The sequence below is a fragment of the Serratia plymuthica NBRC 102599 genome, assembly GCF_001590925.1.
GTDB lineage: Bacteria > Pseudomonadota > Gammaproteobacteria > Enterobacterales > Enterobacteriaceae > Serratia > Serratia plymuthica.
The window spans coordinates 128,131-150,507 of record NZ_BCTU01000019.1 but is presented as its reverse complement, the minus strand read 5'-3'; the positions used below and the strand labels follow the sequence as shown (position 1 = coordinate 150,507).

At 57.9% G+C, this 22,377-nt stretch carries 19 protein-coding genes; 1 reads left to right on the top strand and 18 read right to left on the bottom strand.

Annotated elements, in window-relative coordinates:
• Positions 1 to 16: 16 nt before the first annotated feature.
• From SPL01S_RS13655 to yqgG, 12 genes are all read right to left on the bottom strand, one after another.
• On the bottom strand, positions 17 to 1,228 hold the full coding sequence (locus SPL01S_RS13655; RefSeq protein ID WP_063200541.1) for an NAD(P)/FAD-dependent oxidoreductase: 1,212 nt from the start codon (positions 1,226 to 1,228) through the stop codon (positions 17 to 19).
• Positions 1,225 to 2,166: a VOC family protein gene (locus SPL01S_RS13650; RefSeq protein ID WP_063200538.1), complete on the bottom strand. Its 942-nt coding sequence runs from the start codon at positions 2,164 to 2,166 to the stop codon at positions 1,225 to 1,227. The genes SPL01S_RS13655 and SPL01S_RS13650 overlap by 4 nt, the downstream gene beginning before the upstream one ends.
• 109 nt (positions 2,167 to 2,275) lie before the next feature.
• Positions 2,276 to 3,070 carry an IclR family transcriptional regulator gene (locus SPL01S_RS13645; RefSeq protein ID WP_004947809.1) on the bottom strand — a complete coding sequence of 265 codons (795 nt, stop codon included), beginning with the start codon at positions 3,068 to 3,070 and terminating at the stop codon, positions 2,276 to 2,278.
• A 28-nt stretch (positions 3,071 to 3,098) separates the two neighbouring features.
• On the bottom strand, positions 3,099 to 3,854 hold the full coding sequence (locus SPL01S_RS13640) for an SDR family oxidoreductase (protein ID WP_063200536.1): 756 nt from the start codon (positions 3,852 to 3,854) through the stop codon (positions 3,099 to 3,101).
• A complete protein-coding gene (locus SPL01S_RS13635; RefSeq protein WP_063200533.1) occupies positions 3,851 to 4,894 on the bottom strand; it encodes a Rieske 2Fe-2S domain-containing protein in 1,044 nt (347 codons plus the stop codon). The genes SPL01S_RS13640 and SPL01S_RS13635 overlap by 4 nt, the downstream gene beginning before the upstream one ends.
• An 18-nt stretch (positions 4,895 to 4,912) precedes the next feature.
• Positions 4,913 to 5,221 (bottom strand): recombinase-like helix-turn-helix domain-containing protein, encoded by a 309-nt coding sequence (locus SPL01S_RS13630; RefSeq protein ID WP_062868571.1) that lies wholly within the window; start codon positions 5,219 to 5,221, stop codon positions 4,913 to 4,915.
• 2 nt (positions 5,222 to 5,223) lie between these two features.
• The gene (locus SPL01S_RS13625; RefSeq protein WP_004947822.1) at positions 5,224 to 5,541 is read right to left on the bottom strand and encodes a non-heme iron oxygenase ferredoxin subunit; all 318 of its coding nucleotides are present in this window, start codon (positions 5,539 to 5,541) and stop codon (positions 5,224 to 5,226) included.
• A gap of 360 nt (positions 5,542 to 5,901) precedes the next feature.
• Positions 5,902 to 6,765 carry a 23S rRNA pseudouridine(2604) synthase RluF gene (rluF, locus tag SPL01S_RS13620; protein WP_063200530.1) on the bottom strand — a complete coding sequence of 288 codons (864 nt, stop codon included), beginning with the start codon at positions 6,763 to 6,765 and terminating at the stop codon, positions 5,902 to 5,904.
• Between the two features lie 297 nt (positions 6,766 to 7,062).
• Positions 7,063 to 7,983: an agmatinase gene (speB, locus tag SPL01S_RS13615; RefSeq protein ID WP_062868575.1), complete on the bottom strand. Its 921-nt coding sequence runs from the start codon at positions 7,981 to 7,983 to the stop codon at positions 7,063 to 7,065.
• A gap of 957 nt (positions 7,984 to 8,940) precedes the next feature.
• A complete protein-coding gene (speA, locus tag SPL01S_RS13610; RefSeq protein WP_004947831.1) occupies positions 8,941 to 10,917 on the bottom strand; it encodes a biosynthetic arginine decarboxylase in 1,977 nt (658 codons plus the stop codon).
• Positions 10,910 to 11,053, bottom strand: coding sequence for a virulence promoting factor (locus tag SPL01S_RS25845; RefSeq protein ID WP_006327842.1), 144 nt, complete (start codon positions 11,051 to 11,053; stop codon positions 10,910 to 10,912). The genes speA and SPL01S_RS25845 overlap by 8 nt, the downstream gene beginning before the upstream one ends.
• Positions 11,054 to 11,151: 98 nt before the next feature.
• Positions 11,152 to 11,295, bottom strand: coding sequence for a small protein YqgG (yqgG, locus tag SPL01S_RS25905; RefSeq protein ID WP_464773948.1), 144 nt, complete (start codon positions 11,293 to 11,295; stop codon positions 11,152 to 11,154).
• A gap of 584 nt (positions 11,296 to 11,879) precedes the next feature.
• Here yqgG and metK point away from each other — a divergent pair.
• Positions 11,880 to 13,034, top strand: coding sequence for a methionine adenosyltransferase (gene metK / locus SPL01S_RS13605; protein WP_062868577.1), 1,155 nt, complete (start codon positions 11,880 to 11,882; stop codon positions 13,032 to 13,034).
• 125 nt (positions 13,035 to 13,159) lie between these two features.
• Here metK and SPL01S_RS13600 read toward each other — a convergent pair whose 3' ends face one another.
• The 6 genes from SPL01S_RS13600 to mrcB form a co-directional block, all read right to left on the bottom strand.
• On the bottom strand, positions 13,160 to 13,312 hold the full coding sequence (locus tag SPL01S_RS13600) for a Hok/Gef family protein (RefSeq protein ID WP_013814445.1): 153 nt from the start codon (positions 13,310 to 13,312) through the stop codon (positions 13,160 to 13,162).
• Between the two features lie 309 nt (positions 13,313 to 13,621).
• On the bottom strand, positions 13,622 to 15,610 hold the full coding sequence (gene fhuB / locus SPL01S_RS13595; protein ID WP_063200527.1) for a Fe(3+)-hydroxamate ABC transporter permease FhuB: 1,989 nt from the start codon (positions 15,608 to 15,610) through the stop codon (positions 13,622 to 13,624).
• Complete coding sequence (gene fhuD, locus SPL01S_RS13590) at positions 15,607 to 16,515, bottom strand: Fe(3+)-hydroxamate ABC transporter substrate-binding protein FhuD (RefSeq protein WP_063200524.1); 909 nt, start codon at positions 16,513 to 16,515, stop codon at positions 15,607 to 15,609. The genes fhuB and fhuD overlap by 4 nt, the downstream gene beginning before the upstream one ends.
• Positions 16,515 to 17,312, bottom strand: a complete 798-nt coding sequence (gene fhuC, locus SPL01S_RS13585; RefSeq protein WP_004947844.1) for a Fe3+-hydroxamate ABC transporter ATP-binding protein FhuC — start codon at positions 17,310 to 17,312, stop codon at positions 16,515 to 16,517. Before fhuC ends, fhuD begins: the two co-directional genes overlap by 1 nt.
• 47 nt (positions 17,313 to 17,359) lie before the next feature.
• Positions 17,360 to 19,555, bottom strand: coding sequence for a ferrichrome porin FhuA (gene fhuA / locus SPL01S_RS13580; protein ID WP_063200521.1), 2,196 nt, complete (start codon positions 19,553 to 19,555; stop codon positions 17,360 to 17,362).
• A 248-nt stretch (positions 19,556 to 19,803) separates the two neighbouring features.
• Positions 19,804 to 22,311, bottom strand: a complete 2,508-nt coding sequence (mrcB, locus tag SPL01S_RS13575; RefSeq protein WP_063200518.1) for a bifunctional glycosyl transferase/transpeptidase — start codon at positions 22,309 to 22,311, stop codon at positions 19,804 to 19,806.
• Positions 22,312 to 22,377: the final 66 nt, after the last annotated feature.

The window sequence follows — 22,377 nt, the reverse complement described above, 5'->3', positions numbered from 1 at the left end:
TCCCGAGGTTCGGGCGTTATTTCAACGCCATCAGAGAAAATTCCGCGTCCGCCAACTGCTGCGGCTCCAGCACCCGCCCGCCGGCCAGCCAGCGTTTACCCAGCTTGATGGTGCGCGCGTCGTTAAACGCCACCATCTGCACCAGTTGCCGGTCGGCGTTGAGCGTAAAGAACACCTGTGACTGCGGCGTGCGGCGCACCACGTGATGCACCCCGCCGATCGGCACGCCGAGGATCTGAATATTGGTGTCGTATTGATCCGACCACAGCCAGGCCACGTCGTTGTATGGGGCGGCAAAGGCATCCAGCATCGCGCAAGCGGTGCTGATCGCCTGATTCTGCGCATAGGCCCAGGACTGCAGGCACAGGCCAAGCGTCGGGTGGCGCGCCACATCACCTGCGGCGAAAATGGCCGGGTGGCTGGTGCGCCCCTGGCCGTCGATCACGATACCGGCGTCGACCTTCAGCCCGGCGCTGTGCGCCAGCTCGAGGTTAAGTTCGACGCCGATGCCCACGACCACCAGATCGAAAGCCTGAGGATCGCTGCTTTCACTGCCGATCCACGCAGCGCCGTCGCGATCTTCCAGCGAGATCTCGCCGCAGCCGCAGCGTACCGTTACGCCCTGCTGCTGGTGCAGCTCAAGCAACGCCTGCGAAACATCCGCGCCTACGCTGCGCATGCATAACGCGGGCTGGCGCTCAAACACCGTCACCTCGGCACCGAGCCGCCGGGCGGAAGCGGCGATCTCCAGTCCGATCCAGCCGCCGCCGACGATCGCCAACTGGCGGCAACCTTGCAACGCCTGGCGCAGTTTTGCCGCATCGTCCCAGGAGCGCAGCGTCATCACCCGCGGATGGCTGGCCCAACGGGCGTCCGGCAGGCGTGGCCGGCCGCCGGTGGCGATCAACAGTTGATCAAACTGCAACTGCCGCCCGTCGCTGAGCGTGACGATTTGCTGCTGCCCATCAATGGCTTCGGCACGCAACGGGCGACACCAGTCGATGTTCAACCCCGCGACCACCTGCTCGCTGAACAGCCTGCTGAGCGGCGCATTGCCGTCCAGCAACGCCGCCTTGGAAAGCGGCGGGCGTTCGTAAAAATCATAGGGTTCGTCGCTGATCACCGTTAGCCGGCCCGCGTAACCCCGATCGCGCAGCGTTTTCGCCGCCCAACCGCCGGCCTGCCCGCCGCCGATAATCACGATGCCCGCCTGCACTGGCTGGCTCATAGCGCCTCCGGTTTTTTCTGCTGGCGACGCGTGTCGTGGTCGATACCGCCTTCCACCGCCCACTCGGTGAACGACACCAGTGAGTGCTCCAATTCGCGCGGTTGCCAGTTTTCGGTCAGGTAATCGTCGTTGGTGTAGTACTCGAATGCGCCGCCGGTCGGGCTGTTGACGTACCAGAAATAGGCCGAGGAAATCGGGTGGCGGCCAGGGCCGATGAACGTGCTCCACTTCTCTTTGTTCATGGCGATGCCGCCACCGATCACCTCGTGGATGTCGCGCACGGTAAAGGCCACGTGATTGAGGCCACGCGGGCGATTAGGCAGTTTCAGCAGGAACAGATTGTGATGGCCGCCGCGCGCCTGGGTCCGCAGGAACACCGCGCGATCGATATAACGATCCGAGACCTGAAAACCCAGCACTTCACGGTAAAATTTTTCGGTGGCGGCAAGATCCTCGACGAAGAACACCACATGGCCGATGTTGATCGGCTGCGCCTGCGCATATACCGGGCTGGGCTGATCGATGCGGCGCACGTCACCCCATTGGTTGATCGGCGATACCGGCAACTCGACATCGCGCTGTTGGCTGACGCTAAAGCGCAGCGTCATGCCGTTCGGATCGCGGCACTCCAGCTCTTCCCCCACTTGGCGGAAACCCGGCATCTGCGCCAGCAACGGCGCCAGGGCCGCCAATTTGCTTGGGCTGCCGACGCCCCAGGTCATCCGGCGCAGAGTGGACCCGCCCTCAAATGCCGCCGGCAATGCTTCGCTTTGCAACGGATGCAGCACCACGCGCGCACCGCTCAGGGTAGTGAATTCGCGCTGGCGTTCCCCCCAATGCTGCTGCGCCGCCTGCAGGCCGAAGTCCTGCATGAACTTTTCGCAAGTTGGCAGATCTTCGACGCCAAATTCCAGTTTTTCGATTCCGATTACGCTCATTATTGTGCCTCACGTTCTCGCTGAATGCGTTTTTCAGGCATGATCGAACCCCGGCCCCTGATGGGTGTGGACCTTATCCCTGCCTGAGTAAAAGAGTCGGTGTCGTCAGTTAACCGACGTTTGCCTGCGGCGGTGCGCCCAGGAAGCCGGAGATTTTCTCTGCGGCATCCCGCACCTCCTTGCGCAACCGTTCGCGATCCGCTTTCGGGATCTCATCGAACGGCACCATAATGCTGACCACAGCCTCAACCCGCTGCTCGCGGTTGAAGATCGGATAGACGATCGAAGAAATGCCGTGGCGGAAAAACGATTCGCCGATCACATAGCCGCGCGCTTTGTCCTGCTGAACCATTTGCCACAAGGTTTCACGATCCGCCGGGGTGCCCGGCCCGCTGCCCGGCAATTGTTCTTGCGGGTACAACAGTTCGAACTCTTCGCGGGTAGCGCTGGTCAACAGCATGCGGCCGAGCGAAGTCTGGTGTACCGGCAGGCGAGTGCCGACGCTGACCTGATTGATTTGCGAACCGGCGGCGCTGACGCGGGCGATGTAGATCACATCGCGCTCATCGCGGATCGCCAGGTGACTGCTGCATTGGCTGCGGTCACGCAGCTGTTCGATCACCGGTTGGCCGGCCTGCGCCACATCCAGAGAGGCAATATATTCAAAACCGAGCCGCAGCACCTTGATGCCCAGTGCAAAGGTGTTGGTGCGCGGGTTACGCTCCAGAAAACCCAGATGTTCCAGCGTTTGCACCACGCGGTAGGCGGTCGCCTTCGGCATATCGACCAGGCGATGTAATTCTGCAAAGGTCATTTCCTTGTGCTGCTCGCCAAACGCCAGCAGCAGCTGCAACCCGCGATCCAGCCCCGGGATCAGATACTTACACGCTTGATCGTCTGCCATGTGCTGCTCCTGGCTAATAAAATGTAGATTAGTTAAAGATAAAGCCGCCGTTGACCGGCAACAGTTGACCGGTCACGAAGTTCGCCAGCGGCGACAGCAGATAAAGCACAGTGCCGTTCACGTCGTCAGGATGTTGCGCCCCGGCCAGCGCCCGGCCCTGTTCGTACAGCTGGTGGCGCTCGGCGGGCACATATTCGGTAGCTTCTACCCGCGTCAGGCCTGGTGCGATAGCATTAACGCAAATCCCCTGCGGGCCCAGTTCACGCGCCATCGAGCGGGTCATCGAGATAATCGCCCCTTTGCTGGCCACATAGGCCATCAAGCGCGGTGCGCCCCACAGCGCGGTATCCGAAGCCACGTTGACGATCTTGGCATGCGGGTTTTTCGCCAGCAGCGGTACCGCGGCCTGGCTCACCAACCAGGTGCCGCGCACGTTAACCTGCATGACCCGATCCCACAGATCAATATCGTATTCCATCATGGTTTTACCGCCGACGCCGGTTGCCAGCGCCGCGTTGTTCACCAACCCGTCGATCGTACCGCCTTCGGCAATGGTGCTGAACGCGGCGGTGATCGAGACCGGCGACGCCAGATCGATAACCTGCGTTTCCACTTCGGCTCCCTGCTCACGCAGGCCGGCGGCACTGTCCGCCAGTTCATCCGCCAGAATATCGCACATCACCACCCGACCGCCCGCCTGGGCGATGGCCCCGGCGAAGCTACGGCCCAGACCGCGCGCCGCGCCGGTCACCACAATGCGTTTTCCTGCCAGCAGGCCGTTCACTGCGCGGCCTCCTGTTCGGCGAGCATCGCCAGTTGTTTTTGCGCCTCTTTCTGCATCATGCGGCGCAGGCGGGAAAGGCCGACGTCATGCTGATACAAATATTCACGGCCACGCGCGTTTGGCGCCATGTTCTCCAGCACGATGCGATCTTGTTCCAGTACGTCCCAATGCAGTGCTTCCAGGCGGTTGCGGTACATAAAGCGCCAGATGTCGCGCTGCCAGTCTTTGACCTTGCGGATACGCCAGAAGAATACCCGGCAATGATCTTTATCTTCCGGCACCACCATGCCGATGATCCAGAAGTGGCCGCCCGGCCCAAAGCGTTTTTTGTACGGGATCGACAGCCGCATCCAGTAGGCTCCGCTGCTGCCGAACTCTACCCAGTCAAAGTTGACGCCAATCTGGCCATTCTTCTTAAAGATGAACCCGGTATCGGTCGGCTCCAGCGCCATGTCCGCCTTGCGATCCCCTTCCGCCATCGAATGCGAAGAGGAATGCAGGTAGGTGCCGTGCATGGGATCCATGACGTTTTCCAAGGCGTATTGATAGTTGCAGTCCCAACTGGCGGTACACAGGAAGTTGCTGTAGGCCGCCTCATCTGCCAGTTCCTGCGGGAAGGTCAATTCCGGCGGCGCTTCGTCGGCGGTGATGCCGAAATAAAGGAACACGGCGCCGTAGGCCTCTTTGGCCGGGTAAGAACGCAGGCATTTCTGCCCCACCAGCGGGCAGCGATCGACCGCAGGCACGTCTTTTACCGTACCGTCGCCACCGACCTCCACGCCGTGATACCAGCAGGCGATGCGATCGCCCAGATTCCAGCCCATAGAAAGCCGTGCGCCGCGATGCGGGCAACGATCTTCCAGCGCGTGGATCGCGCCTTCACCGTCGCGCCACACCACAATCTGCTGCTCAAGACGCGTAATGCCTACCGGATTATTGCCCACTTCCCAACTGGCCAGCACCGGGTACCACATGCCGCGCAGCCCCTGATCGAGATAGTCCTGCAAAGTCTGTGCGGAGGATGTTGTGTTTGCTGTCATTGCCTTCTCCCGGGCTGCTCAGTAACCGTTAACGTGAAGGAATTCGCGGAACGCCGCCTCATTCCACGGCTGGCCGCTGCGATCAAACAGGCGGCGCTGGTTCAGCGCGCTGACGATCTGCTCAAGCTCTTCCGCACCCTGCTCGAAGATCTCTTCCAATGCCGCGACCAGCGCGGTCTCGAAACCGTCCGGTACCCGGCTGCGGTTCTGCCAGATGACATTTTGGAATTGGCCAGGTTGGTGGATCTGGCCGTTGCCGCCAACGCGTGCCGGGATCACCTGTTGGGTGTCCGGCAGCCAGGGATTGAAATCGGTGATGTGCTGCATGATTACTCCTCCGCAATAAAGGTGATTTGGATTTGATTGTCTATCACCCTGGTGGGATAGGTTTGCAGATCACGGCCGCCTGGCTCACGCAGACACTGACCGGTACGGACATCGAACAGCGCTTCGTGCAACGGACACTCGATCTTGCCGTCATCGACAAACCCTTGGCTGAGCAAGGCATAAGCATGTGGGCAAACGTCTTCCAGCGCGTAATAGTTGCCGTCGATCAGATACACCCCGACTTCTTTCCCTTCCACGTTGGCGGAGAAAGGAAAATCTTCTTTCACCTGAGACACTTCACACACGTTCTTCCAGCTCATTGCTTCTATCCTCTATCTGATTGTTTCATATATGAAACTCAGTTTCTTATTTAATACACTCACTATAAGTCTGGCGAAACTTTCGTCAAGGGAGCAAGGTGGCAAATGTTAATGAAAGGTTGTTTTATCGTAACAAGTGTGGGAAGGATCACGAAAAAATGCACCGATATGAAAAACCGATATCAGGCATGCGTTTCATAGTGAGTTTATATATTAGAAGTCGTTAATGGGGTTCTGTCGTTTTTGTTGGCGAGAGCAGCCCCATAAAGCAAAACGCCCCCGATCATCAAGACCGGGGGCGTTTCATTATCGCTATTTAATAATCACCCGGCGCGGTGGCTAACGGGGATTATTGACCACTCAGCGGCCTTTCTTTTTGCGGCCTGGCTGGGCAAAACGCTTGCGGGCAGCCGCATTGCCGGCGGGTTTATCGGCGCTTTTCGGCGCACTGCCGGCCGGTTTTTTCACCGCAGGTTTGGCCTTCTTCGCCGGCTTGGCTTCTGAGGAGGAATCCTCAATCGATTTAAACAGTTCGACCAGCTCGTCATCCGTTAAATCGCGCCATTCACCCGGCGGCAGCCCGGCCATGCTGACATTCATAATGCGAGTGCGTTCCAGCTTGGTAACCTCATAGCCAAAATGCTCGCACATGCGGCGGATCTGGCGGTTAAGCCCCTGGACCAGCACGATGCGAAAGACAAACGGCGCTTCTTTCTTTACCTTGCACTTTTTAGTCACCGTGCCCAGCATCGGCACGCCGGCCCCCAGGCCACGGATAAAATCGTCGGTCACCGGTTTGTTGACCGTAACCCGATATTCTTTCTCGTGATCGTTGCCTGCGCGCAGGATCTTGTTGACCAGATCGCCGTGGTTGGTCAGGAAGATCAGCCCCTGCGAATCCTTATCCAAACGGCCGATCGGGAAGATGCGGGTGCTGTGGTTTACGAAATCGACAATATTGTCTTTCTCGCCCTCTTCCGTGGTGCTGACAATCCCCACCGGTTTGTTGAGCGCAATGAAGATCAGGTTGTCTTCGTTGCGGGGTTCAATCAGTTGGCCATTGACCTTGACCACGTCCCCTGGAAACACTTGATCGCCAAGCGCAACGCGCTTGCCATTGATAAAAACGTTGCCTTGTTCGATATAACGATCGGCATCGCGGCGGGAGCAGATACCGCTCTCGCTGATATATTTGTTAAGACGTGTTGAAGGCTTGGTCAGCATGTTTTCTCCATACCCGTCGTCTTTCAAGCCACAGCGTTGTTACCTGCTTACAAGACCCATCCCTGGGCCTTGCCCCTTCGGGGCCGCTGCAAGCAGCGTTCAAATCTGTTCCCGACAGATTTGTCACTCCCCCCAGTCACTTACAAAAGTAAGCTCCTGGGGATGAGCGAGCTGGGTGCCTAGCTGTGACCTGAAATCCATAGGGTATATAGATACCGGTTGTGTGTATTTCTCTATGGTACAGTTACAAACGACTCGGTTTACAGCCTATAGCCGCCTGTTAATACTATTAGGAACTTATTTCGTTTTTTTAGCGGCTTGCAGATACAGCATTTCCAGGCCCAGAGTCGCCGCGGCCAGCGCGGTGATTTCGGATTGGTCATAGGCTGGCGCCACTTCTACCACGTCCATGCCGACGATGTTCAGCGACTGCATGCCGCGTACCAGTTTCAGCGCGCGATCGGAGGTCAGGCCGCCGATCACCGGGGTGCCGGTGCCCGGTGCGAACGCCGGATCCAGACAGTCGATGTCGAAGGTCAGGTACACCGGCATATCGCCGACGATCTGTTTGATCTGCGTCAACAGGTCGTCCACGCTGCGATCGTTAACCTGTGCGGCATCCAACACGGTGAAACCGTTGTCGTGATCGAACTCGGTACGAATACCGATCTGCACCGAGCGGTTCGGATCAATCAGGCCTTCGTTCGGCGCATGGAAGAACATGGTACCGTGGTCGTATTTGCTGCCGTTGGCGTAGGTGTCGGTGTGGGCGTCAAAATGCACCAGCGCCAGTTTGCCGAAATGTTTGGCGTGCGCACGCAGCAGCGGCAGCGTGACGAAGTGGTCACCGCCGAATGAAAGCATGCGTTTGCCGGCCTTCAGCAATTTCTCCGCGTGCGCCTGCAGCTTGTCGCTCATGTCCTGAGCGTCGCCGAAGTTGAACACGATATCGCCGCAGTCAACCACGTTCAGACGATCGCGCAGATCAAAGCTCCACGGCCAGCGGTTGCCTTCCCACGCCAGATTGGTGGAAACCTGACGGATCGCCGCAGGGCCATGACGGCCACCGGCGCGGCCGGAGGTTGCCATATCGAATGGAATGCCGGTGATGACCCACTCTGCATCGCTGTCATAAGGCATGAAATTCAGCGGAAAGCGCAGGAAACCAAAGGCGTTGGACACTAAGGAATTATCGGACTGATGGCCTAACGTGCTCATTGTAAACCCTCATATTTCAACGTTTCGCCTGCGGTAAAATCACCAGGCGTTGGCAAAAAAAAATCCCTCCCGCGTCGTTAGCCCGACGAGAAAGGGATTGATACGATGTCTGTTTCGTTACTGCTGATGCGGCAGATTATCGCCGTATTTGGTTCGCGCTTCAAGCCCGCGCATCGTCTTCCTGGCTGCTCGTCGTTAGCAAGTATATACGCTGCATCTTGCAGACAAGTGACCGTTCCGCTCGATTGTGCTTTACGGGGGTATAACATAGGTTCCCGGCGCTTGAAGTTTGTGATGAGGATCTCTTTACCTGGGGGATAAATTATATACGTTTGTCACTCCAACTCATTTCTTAAATAATTAAGATCGAACTATAAACAAGCACCTGAATAAATATAAATTATTTGCAATGGATTATGTAAAACGAAAAGGTAAATAGTAAGCATAATAATTTAAAACCACATACTCATATAAAAATAGAGATTGATAAATATGATTTTAAAAATCATGCCCATGCAAAAAACACGGACAATTAAAAACAAAAGAAATTATATAATATTAGAAGTTATAACTTTCTTGCTAAGTATCCCGTTGGGTTATTTGTGCTCTCAATCTGATGCATTGAATGATATTTCCATGGAAATAATACTTGTCTATGTGCCTGTATCCATGCTGGCAGTAGATTATCTTTATCGACGTTTTGAAGGGAAATAAACGTTATTATAAAGCTAACAACAAAGGCAATGCTCTGTATCTCTGGTAGGAATGCAGACTCAGGCCATGAAGGCCGAGGATGTTCATCAAAGCCGACACTTTAGAAGTAGGAACCACGTTAATGGCCAGTATAGAAGGTCAATGTAAATGGGTGCTAAATGCACCCATTTATTATTTAACCCGGTCAGTCACTTCAGACTACCGCCAAACAGGCGGCAATCTGAAAACCGACAGGTCTATGACTTACTCGTCTTCCAGATAAGTATAACCATACAAACCGGCTTCGAATTCTTCCACGAACTGCGCCTGCAATTCATCGTCCAGATCGGTTTCTTTCACCTGATCGCGGAATTTGGCCAGCAGCGCGATCGGATCGAGCTGCACGTATTCCAGCATGTCGGCAACGGTGTCGCCTTCGTCGGACAACTCGGTTTCTACCGTACCGTCCGGGAAGACGAACACGTCAACCGAGGCGGTATCACCGAACAGGTTGTGCATGTTGCCGAGGATTTCCTGGTAGGCACCCACCATAAAGAAGCCCAGCGCCGGCGGGTTTTCCGGATCGTACGGCGGCATTGGCATAGTGGTCGCCACGCCGTCGCCGTCGATGTAGTGATCGATAGTACCGTCGGAGTCACAGGTGATGTCCAGCAGCACCGCGCGGCCTTCCGGCGGCTTATCCAGCCCTTCCAGCGGCAGCACCGGGAACAGTTGATCGATCCCCCAGGCGTCCGGCATGGACTGGAACAGCGAGAAGTTGACGTAGAACTTGTCTGCCATACGCTCTTGCAGTTCGTCGATGATCGGACGGTGCGCACGGTTGCTTGGATCAAGCTGCTGCTGGATCTTGTTGCAGATGTTCAGATACAGCTGCTCGGCCCAGGCGCGCTTGGTCAGATCCAGCATGCCGTGAGCGTACTGGGTGTGAACGTCGTGCAGGTCCATTTGGCTGTCGTGCAGCCATTCGCGCAACGAGCGGCGGTTCTCCGGCTCGTTCATTTCCTGCCAGGTTTCCCACATGCTTTCCAGTGCACGCGGCGCATCTTCCGCCGGCGGCAAAGGATCGCTGAACTCGTTGCGTTCAACGCCGATCACGTTGGACACCAGCACCGTATGGTGAGCGGTGACCGCGCGACCGGATTCGGTGATCACCGTCGGGTGCGGCAGGCCGTGCTCATTACAGGCGTCGCCGATACCCCAAATCACGTTGTTGGCGTATTCGTTCAGGCCGTAGTTCACCGAACAGTCGGACTGCGAACGGGTGCCTTCATAATCCACACCCAGACCGCCGCCCACGTCGAAGCACTGGATGTTAACGCCCAACTTGTGCAACTCAACGTAGAAACGCGCCGATTCACGCACGCCGGTGGCGATGTCGCGAATATTGGCCAGTTGTGAACCCAGATGGAAATGCAGCAATTGCAGGCTGTCGAGGCGGCCCGCTTCGCGCAGGGTTTCCACCAGTTTCAGGACCTGAATGGCCGCCAGGCCGAACTTGGACTTCTCGCCGCCGCTCGACTGCCATTTGCCGGAGCCCTGAGACGCCAAACGCGCACGCACGCCCAGACGCGGTACCACGTTCAGGCGTTCGGCTTCTTCCAGCACCATGTTGATCTCGGACATCTTCTCGATCACCAGGTACACCTTGTGTCCCAGTTTTTCGCCGATCAGCGCCAAACGAATATATTCGCGGTCTTTATAGCCGTTACAGACGATGACCGAACGGGTCATGCCGGCATGCGCCAGCACCGCCATCAGTTCGGCTTTGGAGCCGGCTTCCAGCCCCAGCGGTTCGCCGGAATTGACCAGGGATTCGATCACGCGGCGGTGCTGGTTTACCTTGATCGGGTAAACCAGGAAATAACCGCCTTCATAGCCGAATGACTCACGCGCGCGTTTGAACGCCGCGTTAATCGAACGCAGGCGGTGCTGAAGGATCTGCGGGAAGCAGAACAGCGCCGGCAGACGCTGGCCGTCTTTGCGACGCTCTTTCACCAGTTCAGCCAGATCGACACGCGCCTGAGGGACGTCCGGATCCGGGCACACGCTGATGTGGCCCAGTTCATTGACGTCATAATAATTGTTGCCCCAGTAGGCGACGTTATAAGTGCGCAGCATCTTGCTGGCATCACGGTCATTCATGGCAACCTCCTGCATGGAGCGTAAAGATATAGGTTCGCCCGCGGCTGGCGGACGGTGAATCAACAGATCATCAGACATTACTCGCCTCACATCCCGTACTGACGATACAGTCAGCCACTATCGCAGCTACAACCCGCGAGAACAACCCAACAAACCGCCCTTGCGGCAGCGAATAAAACTGCCGTTCGCGGTCAGCGATCGGTTTATCACTCATATAATTGTAAGACACCCTGTTCAAACCTCGTGAATCGGGTCAAGAAACATCCCACAGGAAGGCTGCAGGCTACCCTTGTTCAGTTCTTCAGACGACCGTTAACCGGCCCGAGAATCCTGAGTAGCGCCCAAGTGTTTATCACACCTGGAAGGTGGAGTAGAGACAAGACGGGAAATAGCAGAAGAATGTGCGCCAGAACGGCACTGCTGTTGAGAACCAACAACCGGTAGACAACGGATCATTAATCCAACCACCTCCACGCACGTCGCCCGGAATGAACGACTGAGCCTCTATTAATAGTGTAAGAACGTGACCGTTCTATGAAGCGGCGACGCCAACTGTCAGCGTCTGCGGCTGACCATTAAGGCCATGAGCGGGAGCTTGCCACTTTTGCTCCGCACTGTGCACCAAATGAGCCGCGCGCGCAGTTTATACCGATAACCTGGGGAAAATGCAAAATGAAAATTCGCCGGAAACTGTTTCAAGCGATGAAAATGGCGCCGAGGGCTTTACACAAAAGAGCGAAACGGCAAAAAAATACTGGCAATCCGGCTAAAGCCTGACCTAAAATAGACGTCCAGATGTTAATCCATCTATACTGATTTGTGCCCTATGAATTTCAAGTTGCCGCCAGGTGAGCGAGCGCAGGTAACAACGCGACAGCTTGAAAGACGACGGGCATAACTAAGAAACTGCTTAACGGCTTTGCCTGAGGGGCGTTGCAGGATGTATCTCGCGCCATCAGCGGAAGACCCTTCGCTTCGATGCCGGATCTCCAGCGCTGTGCAGTAATTTCTAACCCGTCTTATGCAAGGTAAAGAATACAATGGCTAAACACCTATTCACGTCCGAGTCCGTATCCGAAGGGCATCCCGATAAAATTGCCGACCAGATCTCCGATGCCGTTCTCGACGCCATCCTGGAACAGGATCCGAAGGCGCGCGTAGCTTGCGAAACCTACGTGAAAACCGGCATGGTACTGGTCGGTGGCGAAATCACCACCAGCGCTTGGGTAGATATCGAAGAAATCACCCGTAAAACCGTACGTGAAATCGGTTATGTTCATTCGGATATGGGTTTTGACGCCAACTCCTGTGCCGTGCTGAGCGCTATCGGCAAGCAATCCCCGGATATCAATCAGGGCGTTGACCGTACCGATCCGCTGGAACAGGGTGCCGGCGACCAGGGCCTGATGTTTGGCTATGCCACCAACGAAACCGAAGTGCTGATGCCTGCACCGGTGACTTACGCGCACCGTCTGGTACAACGCCAGGCCGAAGTCCGTAAAAACGGTACCCTGCCGTGGTTGCGCCCGGATGCAAAAAGCCAGGTTACTTTCCAGTATGACGACGGCAAAATCGTCGGCATCGACGCAGTGGTGTTGTCCACTCAGCATTCCGAAGATATCTCTCTGAAAGACCTGCAAGAAGCGGTGATGGAAGAGATCATCAAGCCGGTTCTGCCTACCGAATGGCTGAGCGCGAGCACCAAATACCACATCAACCCAACAGGCCGTTTCGTTATCGGTGGCCCAATGGGCGACTGCGGCCTGACCGGGCGTAAAATCATCGTGGATACCTACGGTGGCATGGCCCGTCACGGCGGCGGTGCATTCTCCGGTAAGGACCCGTCCAAAGTTGACCGCTCAGCGGCATACGCGGCGCGCTACGTGGCGAAAAACATCGTTGCTGCCGGCCTGGCCGACCGCTGCGAGATCCAGGTTTCCTACGCCATCGGCGTGGCAGAGCCAACCTCCATCATGGTGGAAACCTTCGGTACCGAGAAAGTGTCTACCGAACAGTTGACCTTGCTGGTGCGCGAGTTCTTCGATCTGCGCCCATACGGCCTGATCCAGATGATGGACCTGCTGCAACCGATCTACCGCGAAACCGCAGCCTACGGCCACTTCGGTCGTGAGCACTTCCCTTGGGAAGCGACCGACAAGGCAGAATTGCTGCGCGATGCCGCCGGCCTGAAATAAGCCTGCGCATCCTGGTAAAAACGGCAAGCCCCTGGCTTGCCGTTTTTGTTTTATCGGGTAGGTGCTCATGGATCAACGCGCAAACAGCCTATGGGCGGGAGCAAAGCCCCCGCCGTTGAGTGGCCTTACCGTTTGGATTCGTAAGCCAAAATGGCCGCAACCTCCGTGTTGCCCGATCTGATACGCAACTCACAAATCTTGCTGCGTGTTATCCATACCAATGATATTACCGTGGCACAAATAACGACCAGTTTTACTACACTCCGTTTGTCCGGCATCATGCCTCCTTCTCCTTGCCTCACGGCGGGTAAGAAGCTAGCCTAACGTTGTCTGGCGTTAGAGTTGGCCTCGGGTTGATAAATATCGACTCGGGGCTTTTCTCTTTCTGTCCCTTGCTCAGGCTCAGGACGAAAGATCCTGAGCACCCGCACGCAGTATATTGATCTCCGCCTCAGTTCCACCGCCTTTTTCCGTTCTGAATTCCGTTTCTGCGCATTGATACGCAACGCCTTGCAACAGCCTGAAAGCAGAAAAAAGGCCCAGCAATGCTGAGCCTTTGATGGCAGAAACGGGCGTTGCGATGACGGCTACGAAGTTTGTTTACGCAGCAGGTAAACGAAATACGGCGCGCCGATAAAGGTCGCCAGCAGCCCGGCGGGGATTTGATACGGGAACATCACCATCCGGCCGCACCAGTCGGCGAATACCATCAGCAGGCCCCCCAGCAGCGCGGCAATCACCATCTGCGGTAATGCGCGGCGGAAGCCCAGCATGCGCGCCATATGCGGCGCCATCAGGCCGATAAAGCTCAGCGGCCCCACGGTCAAGGTCGCCATGGCGGTCAGCGTGGCGGCCAGCAGGAGAATCGCCACCCGCACCGGCGTCAGCGCAATGCCCACCGAGCGGGCGGTCGCGCTGCCCAGCGGCAGAATGGTCAGCCAACGGCGGCACAGCGGCGCCAACACTATCAGCGTTGCCGCAATGACTGCGGTACGGATCGCCTGCTCCGACGTCACCGAATAGGTCGAGCCGGAAATCCAGGTCAGCAGCCCGCCCATGCGCGGATCGCCGCTGGCCAGCAACAGGAAAATGGTGGTGGTAAACGCCGTGCTGAGCGCAATGCCGGCCAACAGCATGCGTTCGGTAGAAAAACCGCCGCGACCGGCGGCGACCATAATCACCAGCAACGTCGCCGCCGCCCCCAGGCTGCCTGCAGGCAGCAGCCAGCCGAAGGCATCGCCCGGTACGATGAACAACATCACCACCACGCCAAAGGCCGCGCCGGAGCTGATCCCCAGCACTTCCGGGCTGGACATCGGGTTGCCGGTCAACTTCTGGATTAAGGTGCCGGCCACCGCCAGCATCATCCCCGCCGCCAACGCGGACAGCACCCGCGGCCAACGCCACGGCATCAATGACTCCAGTTCTGCGCCGTAGCTCCAGTGCCAGCCAGTGGCGTTCTGCCCGAACATCAGCGCCACGGCGATGCCAACCAGCAGCACAACCCCCGCCAGCGTCACCCAGGCCAACAGATGGCCGCGTTCGGCCGGTACCTTGTCGCCCAGGTTCATCGGCGGCGGCGTGGCGGCGCTACGCAGGCGCGGCAACAGCCACAGCAACAGCGGAGCGCCAAACAACGCGGTCGCCGCCCCGGTCGGGATCTCACGCCAAACCTGCGTCAGCCAAATCATCACCTGATCGGTCAGCCACAGCAGCAAAGCGCCCAGCAGCGGCGCCAAGATCATGCGGTGCGCCAGCCGGCGCGCCCCCAGCATCTTCGCCATCAGCGGTGCAAACAGCCCGATAAAACCGATGACACCCACCGCATTCACCAGCATCGCACTGAAGATAATCGCCACCGCCAGCGCGCAAAAACGCGCCATCGACAGCCCCAGCCCCAAATTGCGCGCCACGCCGTCGTCCAACCCCAGCAACGTCAGCGGGCGCAGCAGCAGCACCGCCAATAGCCCGGCTACCACCAGGCGCGGCAGGATAAATTGCGCAGTGCTCCAGTCCTGCTGGTTCAACGCACCGGTGCTCCACAGGAACAACCCCTGCAGTTGATCGTAATTAAACAGCGCCAACAGGCTGTTGACCGCCCCACAGTATAATCCCAACACCAGGCCGGCCAGAATCAGCGTCACCGGCGACATGCGTTTGCCCCAGGCCACGCCGAACACCAACCCACCAACCAGGATCGCACCGGCCATTGCCGCCAGTTGCCGGGTTATCTCGCCGCCCGGCAGCATCCACAAGGTGGCGATGGTCAACCCGAGCTGCGCACCGGCGGATACGCCCAGCGTCGCCGGCTCCGCCAACGGATTGCGCAACACCTGCTGGAACAGCACGCCGACCAGCCCCAGACCGGCACCGGCCAACAGGGAGACCGACAGCCGCGGCAGCAGGCTGTAATGGAACAGCATCTGACGCACATCGTCGTGATTCGGCGCGCTCAGCGCCTGCGCCCACAACGCCCAAGGCAACTGTTGCAACAGGTTGTAGATCGTCAAGCCGCCCGACGCCGCCAGCAATAGCAGGATCAGCGTCAGCGGCAATACCCGGATGCGCGCGCTCATGAATAGCTCTCCTGCGTCTGTTCCAGCAGATGGCAAAAACGCATCGCCGACAGCGTCGCACCGTAGAACCAGACCGCCGGCACCTGCCGCAGTTGGTTCTGACGCACAAAGGGCAAAGCCTGCCACAACGGCGTCGAGCTGACTTTTTCCATCATCGCCTGATTGCCGTGGTCGAGATAAATCGCCCGCGCATTTTTCACCGTAATCAGGCGTTCAATGCCAACGACCGCCGTGCCCCAGAAGTTGGTTTCCCCTTCCCAGGCATTGTGGATGCCAAGCTGATCCATCACCTCCTGGAACAGGCTTTTCTGGCCGATAATCAGCACATGCCGCGTATCCAGCAAGGAGAACAACAACAGCGGCTGTCTGGTGTAAGAATGCAGACGCTGGCGTGCATCCTGAATGAACCGGTCGAACTGCATCAGATGCTGTTCAGCGCGTGCCTCAAGCCCCAGCCGCTGCGCCAATTGCTGCAACGAATTCCGGCCCACCGTCAGTGGTTTTCCGCTGCCGTCGTTGAAGCCAAAACTCATCGTCGGCGCTATGGGAGCCAGTTTTTGCGGCGTTGGCCCATACCCCTTTGACAGCAGCATCAACGAAGGCTGCAATTGTTGCAGCAACTCCAGATTCGGTTCGGTGCGTTGGCCCACGTCGACCACCGACGCCGGGATTTTCGGCTCTTCCACCCACAGGTTGTAGTTATGGATATCCGCCACCGCCAGCGGCGTAACGCCCAGCGCCAGCAGCAGCTCAATAGGTAGCCATTCCAGCGCCACGATGCGCGTAAGATCGGGCGGTGTCATCGTCGCGCGCCCCGGTAGAGAGAACAGCAGCGGCGACAGCGCCATGGCGGTCAGCAGACGGCGGCGTACGGGATCGTGTTGAAAATCAGAGGAAGCAGGCATCAGTAGACAAAACTCACCGGCGCACCGCCGCTCGGATGCGCCAGCGTGCCCATTGGAATACCATAAATTTGCTCCAGCACCGGCCCTTGCATCAGTTCCAGCGGGGCACCTTGCGCAATCATCTCGCCACCGCGCAACGCCACCAGATGGTCGCAGTAGCGCGCCGCCATGTTGATGTCGTGCAGCACCGCAATCACCGTCAGGCCACGTTCATGGCTCAGGCGTTGAATCAGCGCCAACACCTCAACCTGGTGCGCAATGTCCAGCGCAGAGGTCGGCTCGTCCAACAGCAGGCAGCGGCTGTCCTGTGCCACCATCATCGCCAGCCAGGCGCGTTGCCGCTCGCCGCCGGACAGGCTGTCCACCAGGCGGTTGGCGAAGGGCTTCAGGCCAACCAGCGCTATCGCTTCTTCCACCTGTTCGCGGTCGTTCACGCCAAAGCGGCCCAGCGCGCCATGCCACGGATAGCGGCCGATCGCCACCAGCTCGCGTACCGTCATGCCTTCTGCTGCGGGCAGTTGCTGGGGCAGATAGGCGACCTGACGCGCGAAGGCTTTGCTGTCCCATTGCGCCAGCGGGCGTCGGTTAAGCTGCGCGCTGCCGGCGGTCGGGTTCTGATGGCGGCCAAGAATTTTCAGCAATGTGGATTTGCCGGAACCATTGTGACCGATCAGCCCGCAGACTTTGCCCTGGGGAAAGGTCAGCGACAGCGGTTGCAACAGCACACGGCCGGGAACGGCAAAGCTGACGTTGTCTAACGCGAAAGTGGCGTCGTGATCGAGGTGTTTATCCTGCATAGGCCCTACTCTGTTCGGAGCGACGATCCGCCGCCCCGATTATCCGGTTAGAAGCGGAAGGTTGCGGTGGCGACCACCTGACGTTCTGCGCCCCAATAGCAGGCGTAGTCGCGATAACAACTTGAAACGTAAGTCTTATCAAACAGGTTGTTGATATTGACGCCTACTGACGAGCCCGGCAGGCCAAAACGCGCCAGATCGTATTTGATGGTCGCATCCACCAACGTGTAATCCGGTACTTTGAAGGTGCTGTTGTCACTGTTAAAGGATGAGCTGGACCCCACATAACGCACGCCGGAACCCAGGGTCAGACCGCTGACGGCCGTTTCGTGGAAGGTATAGTCCGCCCACAGCGACGCCATATGTTTAGGGATCTCGGTGGTTGGCTTGCCTTGATAAGTGTTGTCCTTGGTGTATTTCGCGTCGGTGTAGGTGTAGGAAGCGATCAGGTTGACGTTGGCGTTCAACGCCGCCTTGGCCTCCAACTCTACGCCGCGCGAGCGGATCTCACCGCTCTGGACGCTGAACTGTGCGTTATCCGGATCCGGCGTCAGGTTGTTGTTTTTAGTCAGTTGGTACAGCGCACCGGTCAAGACAATAGGACGATCTTTCGGCACGTATTTCACGCCGGCCTCGTACTGCTTGCCAATCGACGGGATAAACGTCTGCCCGTTAGCGGAGGTATCCAACGTCGGTTCAAATGACTCGCTGTAGCTGAAATACGGCGTGATGCCGTTATCAAACAGATAGTTCAGACCGCCACGCCAGGTGAACTGGCCGTCCGAACGTTCGTTGGTATAGTTATCGATGCGGTTATTGGCCGAGGTTTTGGCCCAGTCATAACGGCCGCCCAGCGTCAGCAACCATTGGTTCCACTCGCCCTGCTCCTGCACGTACAACCCCGTCTGTTCCTGACGGTTCAGGTAGTTATACGGGAAAGTCACGGTGGTGGCGTCGTTGCCGTATTGCGGATCGGTCATGCTCAGGCTGTCGGCAGAACCGAAGCCGGAGTTGATGTCATTGCGCATGCGCGAATAGTCGACGCCAAACAGCAGGGTGTGGTCGACATCGCCGGTTTTCAGCCTGGCCTGCGCCTGGGTATCCACCGAGAAGCTGTTCAGGTGCTCCTTCGACTGCACATAGGCACGGTTCAGCGTGGTCGGGGCCGTCGCGCTAACGCCGCTGCCATAGATGCTCTTCATGTCGCTTTCCAACTGCATATAACGCAGGTTCTGGCGCACCGCCCAGGTATCATTGAATGCATGTTCGAAGCTATAGCCGATCATACGCTGCTTGCGCGCAAAGTAATTGCTTGCTTCACCGTCGTTGAAACTGGTTGGCAGCTTGCTGCCGTCCGGCAGCGGGATCAGCGTACCCTGCTTCGGCAGCCAGCCGTAGAAACCGGTATAGGGATCGTTTTGGATATTGGCCAACAGCGTAAAGTTGGTCTTGTCATCCGGCCGCCAACTGAATGACGGCGCAATCGCATAGCGCTTCTCTTTCGCCATGTTCTGCTGCGCATCGCTGTCTTTCGCCAGGCCGGTCAGACGGTAGGAATAGACGCCGTTATCATCCAGCGCATCGCTGAAGTCAAAGCCGGTCTGGAACAGATTGTCGGTGCCCATTTTAAATTGGATTTCGTGCAGCGGTTCGGTGGTCGGCCGCTTGCTGACCATCGCCACTAGCCCACCCGGGCTACTCTTGCCGTACAGCACCGATACCGGGCCGCGCAGCAGTTCCGCTCGCTCGAGGAAATAAGGATCGACCGAAGCTTCGCTATAGTTGTCGCCCTGCAGACGCAGGCCATCCAGATACTGGTTGGTATTCACCGCCGGGAAACCGCGAATGGCCACCGAATCATAGGTGGTGGAGCTGCCACGGCTGGCATAAACCCCTGGCGCATAAGCCAGCGCGCCTTTCACCGTATCCGGCTGGCGCATATCCATCTCTTCACGCGTGACCACGGAAACCGACTGCGGATTCTTTTCAATCGGCGTATCGGTTTTGGTACCGGTGGCGCTGTGTTTGGCCACGTAGGTGCCGACCGGCCCCCAGGCGCTTTCCTGTTGCGGCTGGCTGCTGCCCACCACGGTAAGGGTATCTTCTTTGGCTACCGGATTGGCTTCAGCGGAAAATGCCGGCATCGCCAGCGTACCCAGCGCGGCAGCGATAGTGATCGCCAACCCACTGACGGGAGAACGGCCCTTCATGGCCTGCGGTGAGAATGGACGCTTGGTCGGCATAGGTGGTTTCTCTGATGAATTATTTGATAACGAATGTAAACGATAATAATTATTATAAGCGACGCATTTTATGCAGAAGCCAAATTAAACTGCAAGTCGAATTCAGCCAGTAAATAGGTGGGGGATTAACCGTTTAACCGTATTAACCTGATGGAAATAAACTGCGCGGAAAATAAAAAAGCCCGCAACCGAAGTTACGGGCCTGCAACAAAAAACCTTTCGGCAACGGGGATTAACCGCTAGCCAACTTACTGCCCTTGGCCGAACATATCCTTGATCCAGCCGGCGACGCCATCAGCGTCTTTTTGCTCACCCGCCGGCTGTTGCTGCTGTTGTTGCTGCTGCTGAGCGGCCTGACTTGCCTGACACAGCCCTTGCGGGTTATCGGTCCACACCGGAATGCTGCGCCCGCCCTCGCCACAGACAAAGTTACCGGCGGAGTCGATGCCAATCTGGTTGATGCCTTCCGGCGCCTGCAGCATCAGCGGCAGCGGCGTCTGGTTTTCCAGATAGCGGCGATACAGAGTCAGCGCACCGTTGGCACCGGTCAGCTTGGCCGGGCCGTTGTTATCACGGCCAACCCAGGCGATAGCCACTTCTTTACCGTCGATACCGGCAAACCAGCTGTCGCGCAGATCGTTGGTGGTACCGGTTTTCGCCGCCAGGTTGTAGTTGGGGAACTTCACCGACAGAGAACGGGAAGTCCCGCGCGCTACGCCCTGTTGCATGGCGTACAACGTCAGGTAAGCGGCCTGAGCCGGCACCATGCGTTCCGCTTGCGGGAAGCTCTGGTACAGCACCGAACCGTCTTCCGCAATCACCGAACGCACCGCAGACAGCGGTGCACGGTTACCGCCGCTGGCGATGGTTTGGTATTCCTGCGCCACTTCCATCGGCGTCAGGCCAATCGCCCCCAGCAGCATCGAAGGCACCGGATTGATTTCCGCTTTCGGAATACCCAGGCGCTGCAAGGTAGCGCTGATTTGATCCAGCCCGACCGCCATGCCCAAATTCACCGTCGGCACGTTGAGCGAGAAGGCCAGGCCATCCACCAGCATCACCTGTCCACGGAATTTGCGGTCGTAGTTGTTCGGCTGCCACACGCTGCCATTCGGCTGTTTCAGCGACAGCGGCTGGTCCGCCAGCCAGGTATTCAGGCGGTATTTGTCCGGCTCGGAAAGCGCGGTCAAGTAGGTTGGCGGCTTGGCCAGCGACCCGACCAGGCGGCGCGCCTGCATCGCGCGGTTAAAACCGGCGAACTGCGGATTGGCACCACCAACCATGGCGCGCACCTCACCGCTGAAGCGATCGACAATCACCATCGCCGCTTCCAGATCGTTAAGATGGCGGGCGGCACGCAGAGCCGGAATACCGTCTTCGACCGCTTTTTCCGCCGCATCCTGAGATACCGGATCCAGCGTGGTGAAGATTTTCACCCCGGACAGGTCGTTCACCTTGTCGCCCAGTTTGGCCTGCAGTTCCTGACGCACCATCTGCATAAACGCCGGCTGCGGCGTGATCACCCCGCCCTTCGGCTGCACGCCCAGCGGCCGCGCGCTGAGCATGTTGTACAGCTCGGCGTCGATAACCCCCTGATTTTGCAACAGCTTGAGCACCAGATTGCGGCGCTCCAGCGCCAACGTCGGGTTGCGCCACGGGTTATACAGCGACGCACCTTTCACCATCCCCACCAGCAACGCTTGCTGATCCAGACTCAGTTCATCCACCGGGCGGCCGAAGTAATACAGGCTGGCCAGCGGGAAACCGCGGATCTGGTCGCTGCCGCTCTGGCCGAGGTACACCTCGTTCAGATACAGCTCAAGAATACGGTCCTTGCTGTAACGGTAATCCACCAGCAGCGCCATGTAGGCTTCGTTGACTTTACGCCATAGCGAGCGTTCGTTGGTCAGGAACAAGTTCTTCACCAATTGCTGCGTCAGGGTACTGCCGCCCTGCACTGCACGCCCGGCGGTCAGGTTCGCCAGCATCGCACGGCCGATGGAGTAAGGGCTGATGCCGTCATGCTCGTAGAAATGGCGGTCTTCGGTGGCAATCAGCGTATCCACCAGCAGGTCCGGGAAACCGGCGCGCGGCACGAACAGCCGCTGTTCACCGTTCGGTGACTGCAACATGGTGATCAGGCGCGGATCGAGGCGGAAGAACCCGAAGTTACGCTGGTTCTCCATGTTTTCGATTTTCGCCAGACGGTTGTTCTGGAAATCCAGACGGGCGTGGATTTGCCCCTCTTTGCCATCCGGGAAGTCAAACGGACGGCGCAGCATCTCGATGCTGTTGGCCTGCACGGTGAACTCGCCCGGCCGGGTCATGCGGCTAACCTGGCGGTATTGCATACCTTCCAGCAGATCGACCATTTCCTTCTTGCTGTACGGCATGCCCGGTTCCAGGTTGACCATGCGGCCATAAACCGCGGCCGGCAATTGCCAGACCTTGCCGTCAATGCGACTGCGGATCTGGGAATCCAGGTACACGCCGTAGATCGCCAACAGCACCGCAACCACCAGAATCAGTTTGATAAGCAGGCCAAGCCAACGGCGTTTTTTACGCGGCGGAGTCGCTTTTACCTTACGCGGCACGCTTTCCTCCTCGTCTTCATATTCATCATCGTCATCTTGCTGCTCGTCTTCCTCGTAATCGTCATAATCGTCGTCTCGGCGACGGCGCGGCGGTTTGCCCGACGCGGTGCGTTTTGGTTGTTTCCCTTTGCGCCCGATGGGCTCGCGGTCATCCCCAGCCATTGCTGTCATTCTCCAGACTTGGCGGCACTGCCGGCCATTATTAGTCGCTTAATCTGTCCCGACGCC